Origin of the sequence: Oceanobacillus damuensis (assembly GCF_001618145.1) — a bacterium.
In the GTDB taxonomy this organism is placed as follows: Bacteria; Bacillota; Bacilli; order Bacillales; family Amphibacillaceae; genus Oceanobacillus; species Oceanobacillus damuensis.
Map to the genome: position 1 here is coordinate 1 of NZ_LQNF01000030.1, position 15490 is coordinate 15490.

The 15490-nt window shown below is 40.4% G+C and carries 14 protein-coding genes and 1 riboswitch; of the genes, 3 read left to right on the forward strand and 11 right to left on the reverse strand.

Annotated features, from left to right (window positions below; genetic code table 11):
- Window positions 1-302: 302 nt before the first annotated feature.
- Window positions 303-2117 carry a LysM peptidoglycan-binding domain-containing protein gene (locus A4245_RS15235; RefSeq protein ID WP_067729441.1) on the forward strand — a complete coding sequence of 605 codons (1815 nt, stop codon included), beginning with the start codon at window positions 303-305 and terminating at the stop codon, window positions 2115-2117.
- A 194-nt stretch (window positions 2118-2311) separates the two neighbouring features.
- A complete protein-coding gene (locus A4245_RS15240; protein ID WP_067729443.1) occupies window positions 2312-3373 on the forward strand; it encodes an NAD(P)/FAD-dependent oxidoreductase in 1062 nt (353 codons plus the stop codon).
- 367 nt (window positions 3374-3740) lie between these two features.
- Here the strand turns inward: A4245_RS15240 and A4245_RS15245 are convergent, their stop codons facing one another.
- From A4245_RS15245 to A4245_RS15255, 3 genes are read right to left on the reverse strand one after another with little or no spacing between them, the layout of a single operon-like run.
- Window positions 3741-4613 carry a Cof-type HAD-IIB family hydrolase gene (locus A4245_RS15245; RefSeq protein ID WP_067729445.1) on the reverse strand — a complete coding sequence of 291 codons (873 nt, stop codon included), beginning with the start codon at window positions 4611-4613 and terminating at the stop codon, window positions 3741-3743.
- A 40-nt stretch (window positions 4614-4653) separates the two neighbouring features.
- Window positions 4654-6045, reverse strand: coding sequence for an argininosuccinate lyase (gene argH / locus A4245_RS15250; protein WP_067729447.1), 1392 nt, complete (start codon window positions 6043-6045; stop codon window positions 4654-4656).
- Window positions 6042-7298 (reverse strand): argininosuccinate synthase, encoded by a 1257-nt coding sequence (locus A4245_RS15255; protein WP_067729449.1) that lies wholly within the window; start codon window positions 7296-7298, stop codon window positions 6042-6044. The genes argH and A4245_RS15255 overlap by 4 nt, the downstream gene beginning before the upstream one ends.
- A gap of 473 nt (window positions 7299-7771) precedes the next feature.
- Here A4245_RS15255 and A4245_RS15260 point away from each other — a divergent pair, with 473 nt between their 5' ends.
- Window positions 7772-8176, forward strand: coding sequence for a DUF4395 domain-containing protein (locus tag A4245_RS15260; RefSeq protein WP_067729451.1), 405 nt, complete (start codon window positions 7772-7774; stop codon window positions 8174-8176).
- Between the two features lie 75 nt (window positions 8177-8251).
- On the opposite strand, the gene A4245_RS15265 is transcribed toward A4245_RS15260, so the two are convergent.
- The 8 genes from A4245_RS15265 to A4245_RS15300 all read right to left on the reverse strand — a co-directional run bounded on the left by A4245_RS15265 (window position 8252) and on the right by A4245_RS15300 (window position 15133).
- Window positions 8252-8899: an SDR family oxidoreductase gene (locus A4245_RS15265; protein ID WP_067729453.1), complete on the reverse strand. Its 648-nt coding sequence runs from the start codon at window positions 8897-8899 to the stop codon at window positions 8252-8254.
- Between the two features lie 92 nt (window positions 8900-8991).
- A complete protein-coding gene (locus A4245_RS15270) occupies window positions 8992-9681 on the reverse strand; it encodes an LrgB family protein (protein WP_067729455.1) in 690 nt (229 codons plus the stop codon).
- Window positions 9674-10045 (reverse strand): CidA/LrgA family protein, encoded by a 372-nt coding sequence (locus tag A4245_RS15275; protein WP_157087738.1) that lies wholly within the window; start codon window positions 10043-10045, stop codon window positions 9674-9676. The genes A4245_RS15270 and A4245_RS15275 overlap by 8 nt, the downstream gene beginning before the upstream one ends.
- A 338-nt stretch (window positions 10046-10383) precedes the next feature.
- On the reverse strand, window positions 10384-11208 hold the full coding sequence (pstB, locus tag A4245_RS15280) for a phosphate ABC transporter ATP-binding protein PstB (RefSeq protein WP_067729457.1): 825 nt from the start codon (window positions 11206-11208) through the stop codon (window positions 10384-10386).
- Window positions 11209-11244: 36 nt separating this feature from the next.
- Window positions 11245-12129, reverse strand: a complete 885-nt coding sequence (gene pstA, locus A4245_RS15285; protein ID WP_067729459.1) for a phosphate ABC transporter permease PstA — start codon at window positions 12127-12129, stop codon at window positions 11245-11247.
- A 1-nt stretch (window position 12130) separates the two neighbouring features.
- Window positions 12131-13087 carry a phosphate ABC transporter permease subunit PstC gene (gene pstC / locus A4245_RS15290; RefSeq protein ID WP_067729461.1) on the reverse strand — a complete coding sequence of 319 codons (957 nt, stop codon included), beginning with the start codon at window positions 13085-13087 and terminating at the stop codon, window positions 12131-12133.
- A gap of 235 nt (window positions 13088-13322) precedes the next feature.
- On the reverse strand, window positions 13323-14363 hold the full coding sequence (locus tag A4245_RS15295; protein ID WP_067729464.1) for a PstS family phosphate ABC transporter substrate-binding protein: 1041 nt from the start codon (window positions 14361-14363) through the stop codon (window positions 13323-13325).
- A 314-nt stretch (window positions 14364-14677) separates the two neighbouring features.
- Window positions 14678-15133, reverse strand: coding sequence for a GtrA family protein (locus A4245_RS15300; RefSeq protein WP_067729466.1), 456 nt, complete (start codon window positions 15131-15133; stop codon window positions 14678-14680).
- Window positions 15134-15301: 168 nt separating this feature from the next.
- Window positions 15302-15421: riboswitch (SAM riboswitch) on the forward strand.
- Window positions 15422-15490 lie beyond the last annotated feature (69 nt).

Here is a 15490-nt window from a genome sequence, read left to right on the forward strand (position 1 = left end):
TTCAGGCTGCTCAGTGCAAATAGTTAATCCAAAGTCAACTTGAGCAGTGCAACTCACACCATCCTAATTCTGCCAAGGATTAATTATCCATTTCCTTCTGCAAAAGTTGAATAATTTAGATTTTGCCACTTCCTCTGCATTGTATGGAAGTGGCTTTGTTTACGAGTAGGAACATATAAGCACAAGTCCGACGAAGGCATCAACCCAAGAGCTTGGCGACTGTCAATTCCTCTAATATTCGTGATAATGTGAACATATACATATAATCGAAACCTATGCTCCATATAGAAGGAAGGGATTATATGCAATATTTTTACACTGTCCAACCGGGTGATACGCTTTTTGACATTGCCAGAAGATGGGAAGTTCCGCTTGAATCACTTATCGCTGCCAATAACTTGTCGGCCCCTTACACCATATATATCGGTCAGCAGCTATCCATTCCACCCGGAGTAGATATTTATCTTGTTAGGCCTGGAGATTCTGTTTATCAAATCTCCCAATATTTCCGTATACCCATTTCTGTAATTATAGAAGCCAATCAGCTTCAGGCCCCTTACGTGATTTATGTTAATCAATTGCTCAAAGTCCCCCCTGGAGTCCCCTATTATGTTGTTCAACCTGGTGATACATTATATACAATTGCTGGAAGATTTAATGTGATCACAGATGGCACAAGGAGAACAGAACTGATTCAGCAGGTCAATCAATTACCGACTACCACCATCCTTCCTGGTATGATGCTGCGTATCCCATACGCACCACCCGGCGGTGAAGGCTTAATAGCCTACACCTCCAATGCCAGCGGAGAGTTTGACATTTGGCTCTATAATCCTCGTAATGGCACCAATGTACAGTTGACCAGTGGTTTAGGTGCTTCCTTCTCCACCCCGGAATGGTCAAGAGATAGCAGGAGAATTGCTTTTGTCGGCAGAAATAGAATCATCTATGTGGTGGAGCTTGAGTCGGGTACATTAGCATCCATTGATCAACTTGGTGAAAACGATAGTCTTCGGTTAGATTGGTCCCCTGACAGCACCACAATTGCCTATACAACAAGAAATCAAATTATTCTTTATCAGCTTGCATCCAATCAATTTCAATCCATCCAACAGCCTGGCGCGACAGATATCCAATGGCTTCCTAGCGGTACGGAGCTCCTGTACCAAGCCCCCGATAACAACGGGGTCAGCCAGCTTTACCGGATTCTCCGAGATGGTACGGGAAGAAGGAGAATAACCAATAACACAGATGGGCCACTAAATGATGTGCGTTTATCTCCTGACGGTACTTTTGTACTTTATACAACACCGGGGGTCAGCATCTCACTCATTATTACCATCGAACTGGCAACCGGCAATATGTTTGGATTAGAGGGTGGCCCACTAGCCAAAAACTATTATCCGAGATGGAATCCAAATTCAAGAATCATAGCTTATAGTGCGACCGCATATGAAGATCGGGGATATTTCAGTCAGGTTAGAACCGTAACGAGAGAAGGAGAAGCCGAAACCATTCACGCAATATCCAATTGTTTTGCATCGCCAGTGACCTGGTCCCCCAACGGAAGAAAAATTGCCTATCTTTCTGGCTGCAGTGAACAGGAATTTGCCCGTGAAATGTGGGTGATAGATTTGGATCATCCCGTTCCAATCAAATTGATCGAAGGAGCTGTAATTACATCACTCCAATGGTCCAAAACTCCAGTTGATCATTTTCTGCGACGCACTTACACAAATCAGACATACCGAATCAGATTTCAATACCCATCTAACTGGGTAAGGGTAAATAATGAGCGCTATGAAGGACCTGATGGATTTTTCCAGGTCTCGGCCATAGCAGGAGAGAGTCTTGAAGACGTATGCCAGGGTGAAGCGTTTCATCCATTAATGCCATACGGTTCCATGCCACAAATCATCCCGGCAACTATTCAGGGCGAAGAGGCATGTTTTATTTTCCCATCTGCAGATCAGCCTCCTGAAATGAATCGCCAGGCTGCATTAATCGTTACCTACCCTGCACCAATCGTAATTGAGGGTACAGCATATAACTTCCTGATTTTGTGGGTCGATGAAGCGCATATCAGGGAAATAGCATCCACATTAATATTCTTATAGAAAAAGAGAAAAGACACATGAGAAGCCTCCCCACTCATGTGTCTTTTCTCTTTTTCTATACCGGAATCACTAATGTTTTTCGACAAAATTCGGGGAGTGACAGGCACCTATTATATGATGACAGACTCGGACAACTTTGGTAATCTATTAGGGGGAGAACAACGAAAACGTTTCACTACATAAGGGGGTTAACCATGAAAAGGTTAGTTATTATAGGGGGCGGATATGGTGGAATTAAAATCCTGTCAGGTTTACTTGACCAGCCATTATCTGAAGACATACAGATTACAGTAGTAGACAGGAATCCATTTCGTTCATTGAAAACTGAATTTTATACAATAGCAGCGGGCACGGTTGCTGACCAGGATGTTCGTGTCGAATTTCCGGACGATAAACGTGTTCAGTATGTTTTTAACGAAATTATGAAAATCGATACAGATAAAGAACAAATATTATTTGAAGATCCAGAAGCAACAATTCCCTATGACTATTTAGTCATAGGTGTCGGCTGTGAAGACAATTATCATGGAATCCCTGGAGCAGAGGAATTTACGGAAAGTGTCCAAACATTCACGAAAGCTCGCCATACAGGGGTTGCCATCGGGAATTTAAAAGCTTATGGGAAAGTATCCGTGGTCGGGGCGGGGCTCAGTGGTATTGAAGTAGCTTCTGAAATTAGAGAGAGCCGTCCAGACCTCAATATCAGATTGCTTGACCGTGGAAATACCGTTTTAAAAGCTTTTGACTCAAAAATTCAAAATTACGTGGAAGATTGGTTTGTCAAAAATGACGTCGATGTCATTCATAATTCAATTGTTGAATATGTAGAAAAGGATGGCGTTTGCAATAATGGGATCTGCCACATCAATGACGTTACCATCTGGACTGCAGGGGTACAGCCTAATCGGCTTGTAAGGGAATTACCTTTTGAAAAAGACAATCAGGACAAGCTAATCGTCAATGAATTTTACCAAGTTCCCGAGAAACAGAATATTTATGTTGTCGGGGATTGTGCATCAAGTGAATATTCACCAAGTGCCCAACTCGCAGGACTCCAAGGTGAACAAATTGCTGATGTATTACTTGCTGTCCTAAAAGACAAAGAACCAAAGAAACCGAAACCATTGAAATTAAAAGGAACGCTTGGGTCACTTGGCAAGTCAGATGGATTTGGCAACATGGCCAAAACCCCAATGACCGGATTCCTTCCAAGATTGGCAAAATCCGGTGTATTATGGCTGAATAAGAGACACTAACTGTGTTAAAAAGAGGAATCAGAAAAAATCTGGTTCCTCTTTTTAACGTAAAATTAACATTCAATATGCAAATACTTAAAATTTATACGCTATGCTGAAAGTAACGGTTACTAATCCTTACTGGAGGTGTCGTATGCGATTCCTTGCAAAGGTCGGTATCAGTCTTATAGCGGTAATGCTTTATCTGTTTTAAAACGGCTCTTTTCGTAAGTTTGTTGCTTCGGTGACCGCTCTGGGAAGCGCTTATTTCTCGTTTCTGAGCTCCTGAGAACGGAAAACGCGCACTTATCTCGATTGCAGAGGCCTTAAGTAACTATCCATTCCTATGCAGCAAAAAGGAAAGCCCATCACCTGGCTTTCCTTTTCTCTAATTTTTCAACGACAGTTCGCTCAGCATTTCTTCTATTGCATAAGCTACCCCGTGTTCCATATTTGTTTTTGTCTGGTATCCGCATAGCTCTTTGATTCCAGGGACGGCATTGGCCATCGCCACCCCGCGTCCTGCCATTTTAAGCATGCTTTCGTCATTCCAGTTATCACCGATCGCCATCACATCTGCCATCCCGATTCCTTTACTCTCCGCAAAGGCTTTTAAGGCAATTCCCTTTTGTGCTTCAGGATGGTTAAATTCCAGGTTAATGTCACCAGAAGATGTTATTTTTATATCCTTTTCAGTTTCCATTTTGGCATGGACTTCCTTCAATTTCTCTTGTTTCAGCGAAAATGCAAGGACCTTATAGATAATTATATCTTTCTTCTTGAATATTTCCTCATAATTCTCTATAAAATGTACCGGTTCGAGCTGAAAACGAAGTTCAGCTTTCTCTCGGACTTCTTCATCAGAAATTTGTGGATTTGCTGATTTCATAATATCGATAAGCACCTCAAGGAAGTACTCTCTGCTTACCGAATAAATGCCTTCATTGGTAAAAAACTCCATATACATGTCAGCAGCCTTACATACTTCGAGAATTTTTTTCGAAACGCCATGATCTAGTGGGACACTTCTTAGTTCCATCTTATTCTCAGTATAGGCTATCGCACCATTCAGGCTTATAACGGGACATGTAATTCCCGCTTCCTGAAGTGGTTTGCTTGCCGCATCATATGACCTTCCTGTAGCAACGACAAATTCGATGCCTTGAGAGAGCGCCTTTCTGATAGCACTGGCATTTTCCTCACTTACGATACCATCTTCGTTTAATAATGTTCCATCTAAATCTGAAGCAATCAACTTCATCCAAATTCGCCTGCCTTATTAACCAGAGTTATTACCTTTACTATAACCCAGTTAATCCGGCTGAATCCAATATTTGCTCTGCCTTTGCAATTTGTTCCTCAACTCTATGCTTGGCTGTTCCACCGGCAACATCACGTGCATTTACAACCGTTTCCGGTGTCAGTGCTTCAAAAATGTCTGATTCGATCAGCTCGGAGAATGATTGAAATTCTTCCAGCGTCATGTCAAGCAAATATTTCCCGTTATTGATGCAATTCAAGACGACCTGGCCGACAACTGCATGTGACTCTCTGAATGGCATCCCTTTTCCGACTAGGTAATCGGCAAGGTCTGTCGCATTGGAGAAATCATTTTTAACAGCAGCATACATATTCTCTTTCTTAACCTGCATCGTGTCAATCATCGGAGCAAATAATGCCAGGGCACCTTTTAGTGTTTCGAACGTATCGAACATGCCTTCTTTATCTTCCTGCATATCTTTATTATATGCGAGAGGAAGCCCCTTTAATGTAGTAAGCATTCCAATCAGATGGCCATAGACACGACCAGTCTTTCCACGTACAAGCTCAGCCAAATCCGGATTTTTCTTTTGTGGCATCATACTGCTGCCCGTAGTGAAAGAATCATCCAGCTCGATAAAATTGAATTCCGCACTTGACCATTGAACAAATTCCTCACATAAACGGGAAAGATGCGTTGAGATCAATGAGGCATTCGCAAGAAATTCGACAACAAAATCACGGTCACTAACAGCATCCAAACTATTTTCGCAAATCCCATCAAAGCCTAATTTATCGGCAACAAACTGACGGTCGATTGGGAAAGTGGTCCCTGCCAATGCACCTGCACCGAGGGGGGATTTGTTCACCCGTTTTAAACTGTCCATCAGTCTTTCCGTATCCCGTTGAAACATGAAAACATATGCCATCATATGATGTCCGAACAATACAGGCTGTGCGCGCTGCAAGTGAGTATAGCCAGGCATTACCGTATCCAGATTCAATTTTGCCTGGTTAATGAGTGCCTTCTGGACATCAACAAGCAGTTGTATCGTGGTACCAATCGCATCCCGTAAATAAAGGCGCATATCCAGTGCCACCTGGTCATTTCTGCTTCTTCCTGTGTGGAGCTTCCCGCCGACAGCCCCAACTTCCTCAATAAGAAGCTTTTCGACGTTCATATGAATGTCTTCATGTTCCTCACTAAGTTCAGCTTCTCCAGATTCGATTTTTCCTAAAACGACCTGCAATCCGTCGGCAATCTTATCAGCATCCTCTGCAGGAATGATCCCGCAGACCTTCAGCATTTCCACATGGGCCAGACTGCCTTGTATATCATACTTCGCCAATTTTTTGTCAAAATTGATCGAGGCCGTATATTCGTCCATTAATTGATTGGTTGGTTTTGTAAAACGTCCGCCCCATAGTTTCACTTGTTAACAGCTTCCTTTACTTCGAGTTTTACTTTTTCAATTGATTTCTTTTTCGAATGCGTACCATTTACGGAAGCATGCACTTTCGTTGGAAGTCCCCATAATTTAATGAATCCAAGTGCTGCATCATGATCAAATGCATCTGCTTTGTTGTATGTTGCAAGGTCAAAGTCATAAAGCGAACTTGCGGATTCCCGGCCAATGACTTGTGCCTGACCTTTATATAATTTCACTTTTACTGTTCCAGATACATGTTCCTGTGTTTTTTCGATAAAGGATTGCAATGCCTCTGTCAGCGGTGAATACCATAGACCATAGTAAACTGTCTGTGCGAGTTTTTGCTCGACGACAGGCTTGAATTCAGCAACCTCTCTCGGCAATGTCAATGCTTCCAGCTCCTGATGAGCAGCAATTAATGTCATTGCGGCAGGTGCCTCATAAATTTCTCTTGATTTGATTCCTACTAGACGGTTTTCCACATGGTCGATTCTTCCGACACCATGCTTCCCGGCAATTTCGTTTAGTTGAAGAATTAATTCATCCAGTTTCATTTCTTTTCCATCCAAGGATACTGGTTTTCCTTGGTCAAATGTAATTTGGATCACTTCCGGTGCATCTGGGGCATCGGTCGGATCTGCCGTCAGATCATAAGCGTCTTTTGGAGCCTCTGTCCATGGGTCTTCCAAGATACCACACTCATTACTTCTTCCCCATAAATTCTGGTCGATACTGTAAGGACTGTCCAAGTTGATTGGAATTGGAATATTATGCGCTTTTGCATATTCAATCTCTTCTTCTCTGGACATTGCCCATTCACGTACAGGTGCGACAATTTTAAGCTCGGGATTCAATGCTGTGAATGCAACATCAAAACGAACCTGGTCATTTCCTTTTCCAGTACATCCGTGAGCAACAGCCGTTGCACCTTCCTCTTCTGCAATATCAACAAGAATTTTTGCGATCAAAGGACGTGAAAGTGCGGAAATTAGTGGATATTTCCCTTCGTACAAAAGATTAGCCTGTAATGAAGGCAATACATATTCGTTTGCATAAAGTTCCTTTGCATCAATCACATATGATTTGATTGCCCCAACATCCAATGCTTTCTTTTTAACAAAATCCAAATCTTTTCCTTCACCAACATCAAGCGCCACCGCGATGACATCATATTGATATTTATCCTGTAACCATTTAACTGCAACGGAAGTGTCAAGCCCTCCGGAATATGCTAATACAATTTTTTCCTTCGCCATTTTTAAATTCCCCTCTCAAATGTGCTATTAATGAATTATTATGCATCATTTTGCATAATAATTCAATAGTTATTTGCAATTATATTAAAGAATATTTATTCCCAATATTCTATTATTTACCGGATATACTCTCTTCATTGCCTGCTCAGATGGTTTTATACTTGTTATGTGTCAAAAAGGAGAGACCTATGCTTCATACAGGGATATGTTCCTACTGGTATTTAATACCAGATAGGCCGATAGTCTATAAATCAAATCACATGCCCTTAACATAGCCCGAATTGCGGTGTCGCCGTTGCTTACCTTGGCAACAGTTATCTTTTCTTTTGCTATAAAACATAGCATTTTAGAAACCTGTCCCATTTATGTATATTGGCGGGACAGTTACCCGTAAGATAAAATTTTCAATCCAAACACTTTATTCACATGGGATTACTATGTATAATACATATAAATAAGGAAGGAGAATGTACATGAGCATTCCAAAGCCACTCGTACAGATCAATCAATCGTTTATTGTTATTACCGTTCTTTTAGCATTCATCATTCATCCAGTCATTTTACTGTTACCATTCGTCAATGGCCTATATACATTAATAACAAAAAGTAATCCGATCATTATGTCCAGCAGGCGCTTTTTAAAAAAACCATCGAATGAATACAGACAGGAAGACAAGGACCAGCAGCTTTTCAATCAGTGGATTGCCACAATATGCATTGGTTTATCTTTAATCTTCTTTTCATTAAATTATACAATACCAGCAATTATTTTCAGTCTTATGGTACTTGCCGCTTCAGGTATTGCCTTGATGGGCTACTGCATCGGCTGCACCATTCGCTACCGCTACATGATGTGGCGCCACAAAAAAACTTCCTAGTGCCTGGCACTCCCCGAATTTTGTCGAATAGTATTAAAAACGTCAAGGGTACTGGATATCCCTTGACGTTCCTTATTATATATTTTTAACCGCGTCTGTAATCGGGGTATCACCGGAAATCAGATCAAATCCTTTACGGTATGTGTTTTCTTCTGTTAACGAAGCAATCACCACCTTGGCAACATCCTCACGTGGAATAGAGCCTCTCTCCAGATTTTCAGCCGCAGCAACCTTATCTGTACCTGGGTCATTCAATAACCCACCTGGTCTTACAATTGTATAATTCAACTTGCTTGCTTCGAGCATCTTATCTGCATAATGCTTGGCAACCATATATGGCTTAATCGGACTGTCTGCCCAGCTGTCTCTGTTATGTGCCTGAAATGCACTGACAATGACAAATCGATCTGCACCTTCTTTTTCTGCCGCTTCCATCGATTTGACTGCCCCATCCAAATCAATCAGCAATGTTTTGTCCGGTCCGGTACTTCCGCCAGAACCAGCTGTAAAGATAACAGCATCTGAACCTTTCACTGCCTCAGCGATTTCATCCACACTTCCTTCAAGATTTCCGAGTACCGTATCAACGCCTGACTCTTTTAGCGCTTCTAACTGTTCTTCTTTCCTTACCATTGCCTTTACCGTATGTTCATCACTATCCTGAAGTAAGCGTACAAGATGTTTACCAATTTGACCATTAGCCCCAATTACCAGAACCTTCATTCTCACATCTCCTTATACTTTAGATTATGATTCTTATGTCATTATTTCAAATGCAAAGTTATTTATCAAAGAATGTGTTTATTGTTTGTCATCTACATCATCAGGGAGACAAGTGCCGGTGCAATAATGGAGACGATAACGGCACTAAGCACCATCGCAACCGTACTTACAGACCCGCCTAGCTGATCGTGTTCCATGGCATGCGCAGTACCGATTGCATGGGAGGCACTCCCCATTCCAACTCCACGACCGATGACATGGTCAATTTTAAAAACTTTAAATACATATGGGCTCATGATGACCCCGCCTATTCCAGCAATAATCACAAAAATCGCCGCCAAGGACATGACCCCTCCCATTGAATCAGCGATAGCCATCGAAACGGGAGTTGTCACAGATTTAGGGACAAGGGAATAAATGATAAAGTCATCGACACCAATCCATCCTGAAAGCAATATACCTGAACTCACTCCAGCGACCGCGCCTAGTAATGTGCCACATACAATTGGTATAATCAGTTCCTTCAGCAAATGCCGCTGCTGATACAGAGGATATGCCAAGGCCACAACAGCTGGACCAAGTAACTGATTAATCCATTCCCCACCAACCATATATGTATCGTACGATATATCAAAAACCAGCAGTACGGAGACAATTAATATCGAACCTAGAAAAATCGGCAGGGTTATCGGCAACATTATTTTCTTATGCAGTTTCCAAATAGTGCTATAAACAGCTAATGTACCAACTATTGACAATAGACCAATCAGAATACTATTCATGCTGAAACTCCTTTTTTCTGATCAGCCACTGACTGACCATTCCAGCAATCGCCATTACTAAAGCAGTGCTTATAAGAACAATGCCGACCACCCATAGAACTGTAGCCGAAAAAATTTCCATATAATTCATAACGCCCACGGTTGCCGGGATGAAGAACAATGTTAAATGATTGACAAAAAGTTTTGTTCCTTCTTCAATCCAGGATACCTTGATTATCCCTGTTAAAAGGAAAATCAAGAATACTATCATCCCTATAACACTACCTGGAACAAAAAGATTGAATGTCTGCTGAACCAAGTTACCAAACAAAAAAATTACGTATAATACAGCAATATGAAAAACGATTTTACTTATTTTGAGCACTTTCTAACACTCCAATGTTTATATGATTGATTCATTATAGCAAAAAAGATAAATACTAAACTAGTAAACATACCCTATAAACGGTACATCTGCAGAAACATTATTTTGTAATACAACACATTAAACCCATTCACTCATGAGAGAACGAAAACTAAAAGAGACTCCTGCCATTTTTGACAAGGAGCCTCTTTGAAAGAAACATAGACTGTAAAGAACCAGATACAGTTCTGCAATCTTATATCCACTACCAATTCCAATCTCTCTGGACTTCTTAAATGGTAGCTAGTATTTAGTTCATTAATTGCACAAATATCTTTCTAATTTATACCCAAATCAACTTAGCCAAATCTACCAGAGATATAATCTTCTGTCCGGCTGTCTTCAGGATTTGTAAAGATGTTATTTGTATCATCGTATTCTACAACTTCCCCATTAAGGAAGAAAGCAGTTTTATCTGAAATACGTGCAGCTTGCTGCATGTTATGCGTTACGATAATAATCGAATACTCTTTCTTCAATTCCTGTACCAGTTCTTCAATCCTTAAAGTTGATTTTGGATCAAGCGCGGATGTTGGTTCATCCATTAAAATTACATTCGGTTCGATTGCCAGACAACGAGCAATACAAAGGCGCTGCTGCTGCCCACCGGAAAGTCCATAGGCATTTTCATTCAGTCTGTCTTTCACTTCATCCCATATCGATGCACCACGAAGACTTTTTTCCACAATTTCATCCAATACCTTTTTATTGCGGATACCATGGATCTTTGGTCCATAAGCAATATTTTCATAGATAGACTTTGGAAATGGATTCGGCTTTTGGAATACCATTCCCACGTGGGTTCTTAAATCTTCCACTTTTAATGACTTATCGAGTATGTTCTTACCTTTATACGTGATTACCCCGGTTGTACGTACTGATGGCACAAGCTCCACCATGCGGTTTAATGTTTTAATATAGGTGGATTTACCACAGCCTGAGGGCCCAATAATTGCAGTAACCTCTTTTTCATGGATAGAAAGGTTAACATCTTTTAATGCATGTGTTTCACCATACCAAAGGTTTAAATCTTTCGTATCATAAACAACTTCATTGTTTTTCGTAGTGCTTGTCTCAGACTTAATGTCAACCTTGACTTTTTTCGTCTTTGTTAAAGGACTCATTAATTTTCTCTCCTTCCTTTATTTCAGTATAAAAAACTAATACCGTTGCTGAAATTTATTTCGAATAAAAATAGCAATTGAGTTTAATAGGAACAACAATACCAAGAGGACAATGATTGTGGCCGCAGCCAGATATGCATATTCTTCAACAAGGGAGGAGTCTAGTGTCCAGTAATAGATTTGCATTGGTAATGCTGTAAACGTATCAAACAATCCCTCAGGAAACGGTATCAGTAACGCCGGAATTCCGAGTACTGTCAATGGTGCTGTTTCACCGATTGCACGTGAAAGTGCCAAAATGGATCCTGTCAGAATACCAGGTAAAGCAGCAGGAAGGACAATATTTTTAACTGTTTGCCATTTAGTGGCACCCATTCCATAGGAAGCTTCACTTAAATGCTGTGGCACTGCACGAATCGCTTCCTGAGCGGCGACAATTACGATGGGGAGGACAAGCAGCGAGAGTGTTAAACCACCCGCCATAACTACATTGCCAAAATCCATTGCCCTGACAAAGATCGTCAGACCCAATAGCCCGTACACAATCGAAGGTACTCCAGCAAGATTTGATATATTCGTTGCTATAAAGGACTGAAATTTACCTTTCTTCGCATAAAGTTCCAAATAAATGGCTGTTCCGACACCAATAAAAAGAGTCACAGGAACTACAATGAGCATAAGCCATGAAGTACCTAAGATAGCCCCCATTATTCCAGCACGTTCAGCAGCGGTTGATAATTTACCAGTCAGGAAATTCCAATCAATCCAGGCAGCACCCTCTGTAATCACACGAATTAACAGGACCGCCAAAACAACCAACCCAAATAAGGTAGCTGCTAAAAATAATTGTTTGACAATATCATTTTTGAGTACCCGGGAGTTCATCCGTTTTTGCACTTTTATATCATCAATATATTTCATTTTAATATTCCTCCCTAAACCTACGAGAGATGTATCTTGCAAGCAAATTCATAATCAGTGTGAATACAAAAAGCGTTAATGCTACAGCATATAAGCTGTAATATATCGTCGATCCGGCAGGTGCATCCCCTCCGGAGACTTCAACAATATATGCAGTCATTGTCTGCATAGATTGGGTAATGTCGAAAGTAAAGTTTTTGGAGCTTCCACTTGCAATTGTAACAATCATTGTTTCACCAATTGCACGAGAAATCCCAAGCACGAAAGATGAAATTATTCCTGATAGTGCTGCAGGAATAACAACTCTAAATGTTGTTTCCAATTTAGTAGCTCCCAATGCCAGTGCACCTTCACGCATTGCATTCGGCACGGAGTTCATTGCATCTTCAGATAAAGAGGCAATCATCGGGATGATCATAACGCCCATCACAATACCAGGGCTCAATATATTTGTTGCACCCACTTCCGGGAAAACAGATCTAATAAGCGGGGTTACAAACGTAAACGCAAAAAATCCATATACGATTGTTGGGATTCCAGCAAGTATTTCCAGTAATGGTTTAATCGTTCTTCTTACTTTATCAGAAGCATATTCACTTAAATAGATTGCAGACATTAATCCTATGGGACCCGCTACCAGCATCGCAATGATGGAAGATATGACCGTTCCCATTATCAAAGGCAAAACACCAAATTCAGGTGTCTGGCTTAATGGTTTAAGCACAGTACCCGTAAAGAACTCCCATATCGGAACTCTTCGGAAAAACTCAATTGATTCAGCTAATAAGGTATAGATAATTCCTACTGTTGTCAGTATAGAAATTGATGCAATAATGATTAGAATAGTAGGAATCATCTTTTCCGTCAGATTGGAAAAATTCCTCTTCTTTTTCTTCTCAGCAATCATTTCTCTGACATTAACAGCGTTTTTTTTGTTCAAATCGCTGCTTGTTGCCATTTTATTGGAGCACCCCTTCCAGCGCTTTAAAAGTCACAATAAGATGAGAGCATATAAAAGGTGTTCAACAAGCGGGGGTAAAGGAGACTTCGAATTTCTGACGTACTTTTCGCTGCTTCCGTTCAGCTGCTCAAAGTTACGCCAATTCGTTCTCGGTCCCTTTTGCCCTCCTTGAACTCACACTATGTCGGCTCTCATCTTATTAGACTTCTGTTTTCAATTTTATTAATTTATTTTATTTAAGACCTTCTAAATCTTCAACAAGTGCTTGTGCTTCTTCGTCAGGAATTGGTGCAAATCCAGTTTCGCCTGCGAAAGAGTTAGCATTTTCCATTACATAAATTGCATAATCAAGTACTTGTGGTTTTTCTTGAGCATTGTTCACGTTCAAGTATGTGAATACTGGACGTGTGAAATCAGCATAGTCGCCATCTTCAGCAATTGTGTCAAGAGATGGTTCAACCGGGCCGTCTCCAAAGTCAATGCTTACTGCATTAATTTTGTCCTGGTTGCTGTTATAGTAACCAAAACCAAAGAATCCGATCGCGTTGGTATCTTCAGCAACAAGTGTAACTAGAGTAGAATATTCTTGTTGTAAATCAGTACCCTCAACTAGATCTTGTTCTTCCAAAATATTTTCATAGAAGAATTCGTACGTACCATGGTTTTCGTTTGGACCATACGTGTTAATTTCTTCTTCAGGCCATTCAGGATTAATATCAGACCAGTTTGTATATTCACCAAGGAATATGTCAACAACTTGTTCATCAGTCAATTCTGTTGCCCAGTCATTTTCAGGACTAGTAACAATTGTCAAACCATCCAAAGCAACTTTAAGTTCCTTAACTTCAATACCAAGTTCTTCTGCTTTAGCTAGTTCTTCGTCTTTAATTTGACGAGAAGCATCATTAAAGTCTGTCCCATCTTCTACAAGGAATTTTTCAAAACCAGCACTTGTACCAGCGCGGCTAACTTCTACAGATACACCAGGTTGTTCGTTAGTCATGTATTCCTCAGCAAGTCTTGCCATTAATGGATAAACTGTACCAGAACCGTCAATTACTACATTTCCTTCCAATTCTGCTGATTCACTATCCGTATCTTCTGATGATGTGTCCTCTGTATCTTCTGAAGTTGTGTCTTCTGAAGTTGTGTCTTCTGAAGCTGCTTCAGATCCAGTATCCTCTGTATCTTCTTCATCTGACCCTCCACAAGCTACGAGCACTACTGCTAATGCTGCAACTAGCAGGAACATAAGGTACTTTTTGTAATTCATTTTAAAATTGTCCTCCCCTGATTATGAACTATTTTTTTGGACGTTGTTTCGCCCTCAATTGATAGTATAGTAGTGAAATGTTAAGAAAGTATGTGTCGAATGTTAAGGTTTTGTAAAGTTATAGGGATTTAGACTGAAATTCGGATAAAAAAAGACAAAAATAGGTAAATATAGGCATTGAAAAACCGGGCCTGCATGCCGATTTCGGCAATTATTCACTATACCGCGAAAGAATGATCTCTTTTTTCTGCATTTTAACTTCATTGCCATTAATTTATAAGCTTCATCAAAATATCTTATTACATTAAAACACACTATTTGTTAATTTTCGAGGTTTTTCCCTGAAATACAAAATATCTCATAAAGAAGAAGCTGGCTGATGAGGATAGAACCATTGCAGCTCCTTTGGCAATATTATGCTGCAGCAATACCGGGATTGGCAACAAGCCAAGCAATGCAGAACCTCCAATAAAAACGATGTTGCTGATTATGAGACTGGCTAATGCCTGTATGGAAAAGAAAATAATTTCCTTCTTATTTTTGATCGATCTTTTTCTGAATGTAAGATTTGCGTTGAACACATAGCTATTCGTTACAGCCAACGTGTAAGCAATCGTGTTGAATAATAAGAGCAACTGATTATCATTTGTCGGCCAGACAAACAGCATGAGGTTCAGAGCTCCTATATCAATCAGCGCATTGCTGCCCCCAATGGCGCTGAACTGCATAATTTCCAGTACAGTTTCTTTTCTTTTCGGTTTCTTTGGCATATGTGTGTCACCTTGTTCCCTGAAAGTTCTATTCTTTATTTTAGTTTTATCATAAGCGTATTTCTTTTACTATGGTAGCATTAAAGTGACTTCCAAGCTTTTTTTGAATAAGTTATTGACTTTTTAAAAGATTACTATTACGATAGAAAAACAACTTTATAAACTTGACTCTTATTGAGAGCGGTGGAGGGACTGGCCCGATGAAACCCGGCAGCCTTTCAGGGAAGATTATTTCCTGAAGTGGTGCTAATTCCTGCAAAATACTTTTTGTATTTTGATAGATAAGAGGGGACTGCTAATTAAAAAATGCAAATGCCTCTCATTATGAGCGGCATTTTTTGTTTTCCTGAAAGGAGT

What these genes read in the sequence shown, in the direction of transcription:
- A4245_RS15235 (WP_067729441.1), top strand. Translation starts at nt 303, where the DNA reads ATGCAATATTTTTACACTGTCCAACCGGGTGATACGCTTTTTGACATT.
- A4245_RS15240 (WP_067729443.1), top strand. Translation starts at nt 2,312, where the DNA reads ATGAAAAGGTTAGTTATTATAGGGGGCGGATATGGTGGAATTAAAATC.
- A4245_RS15245 (WP_067729445.1), bottom strand. Translation starts at nt 4,613, where the DNA reads ATGAAGTTGATTGCTTCAGATTTAGATGGAACATTATTAAACGAAGAT.
- A4245_RS15255 (WP_067729449.1), bottom strand. Translation starts at nt 7,298, where the DNA reads ATGGCGAAGGAAAAAATTGTATTAGCATATTCCGGAGGGCTTGACACT.
- A4245_RS15260 (WP_067729451.1), top strand. Translation starts at nt 7,772, where the DNA reads ATGAGCATTCCAAAGCCACTCGTACAGATCAATCAATCGTTTATTGTT.
- A4245_RS15265 (WP_067729453.1), bottom strand. Translation starts at nt 8,899, where the DNA reads ATGAAGGTTCTGGTAATTGGGGCTAATGGTCAAATTGGTAAACATCTT.
- A4245_RS15270 (WP_067729455.1), bottom strand. Translation starts at nt 9,681, where the DNA reads ATGAATAGTATTCTGATTGGTCTATTGTCAATAGTTGGTACATTAGCT.
- pstB (WP_067729457.1), bottom strand. Translation starts at nt 11,208, where the DNA reads ATGAGTCCTTTAACAAAGACGAAAAAAGTCAAGGTTGACATTAAGTCT.
- pstA (WP_067729459.1), bottom strand. Translation starts at nt 12,129, where the DNA reads ATGAAATATATTGATGATATAAAAGTGCAAAAACGGATGAACTCCCGG.
- pstC (WP_067729461.1), bottom strand. Translation starts at nt 13,087, where the DNA reads ATGGCAACAAGCAGCGATTTGAACAAAAAAAACGCTGTTAATGTCAGA.
- A4245_RS15295 (WP_067729464.1), bottom strand. Translation starts at nt 14,363, where the DNA reads ATGAATTACAAAAAGTACCTTATGTTCCTGCTAGTTGCAGCATTAGCA.
- A4245_RS15300 (WP_067729466.1), bottom strand. Translation starts at nt 15,133, where the DNA reads ATGCCAAAGAAACCGAAAAGAAAAGAAACTGTACTGGAAATTATGCAG.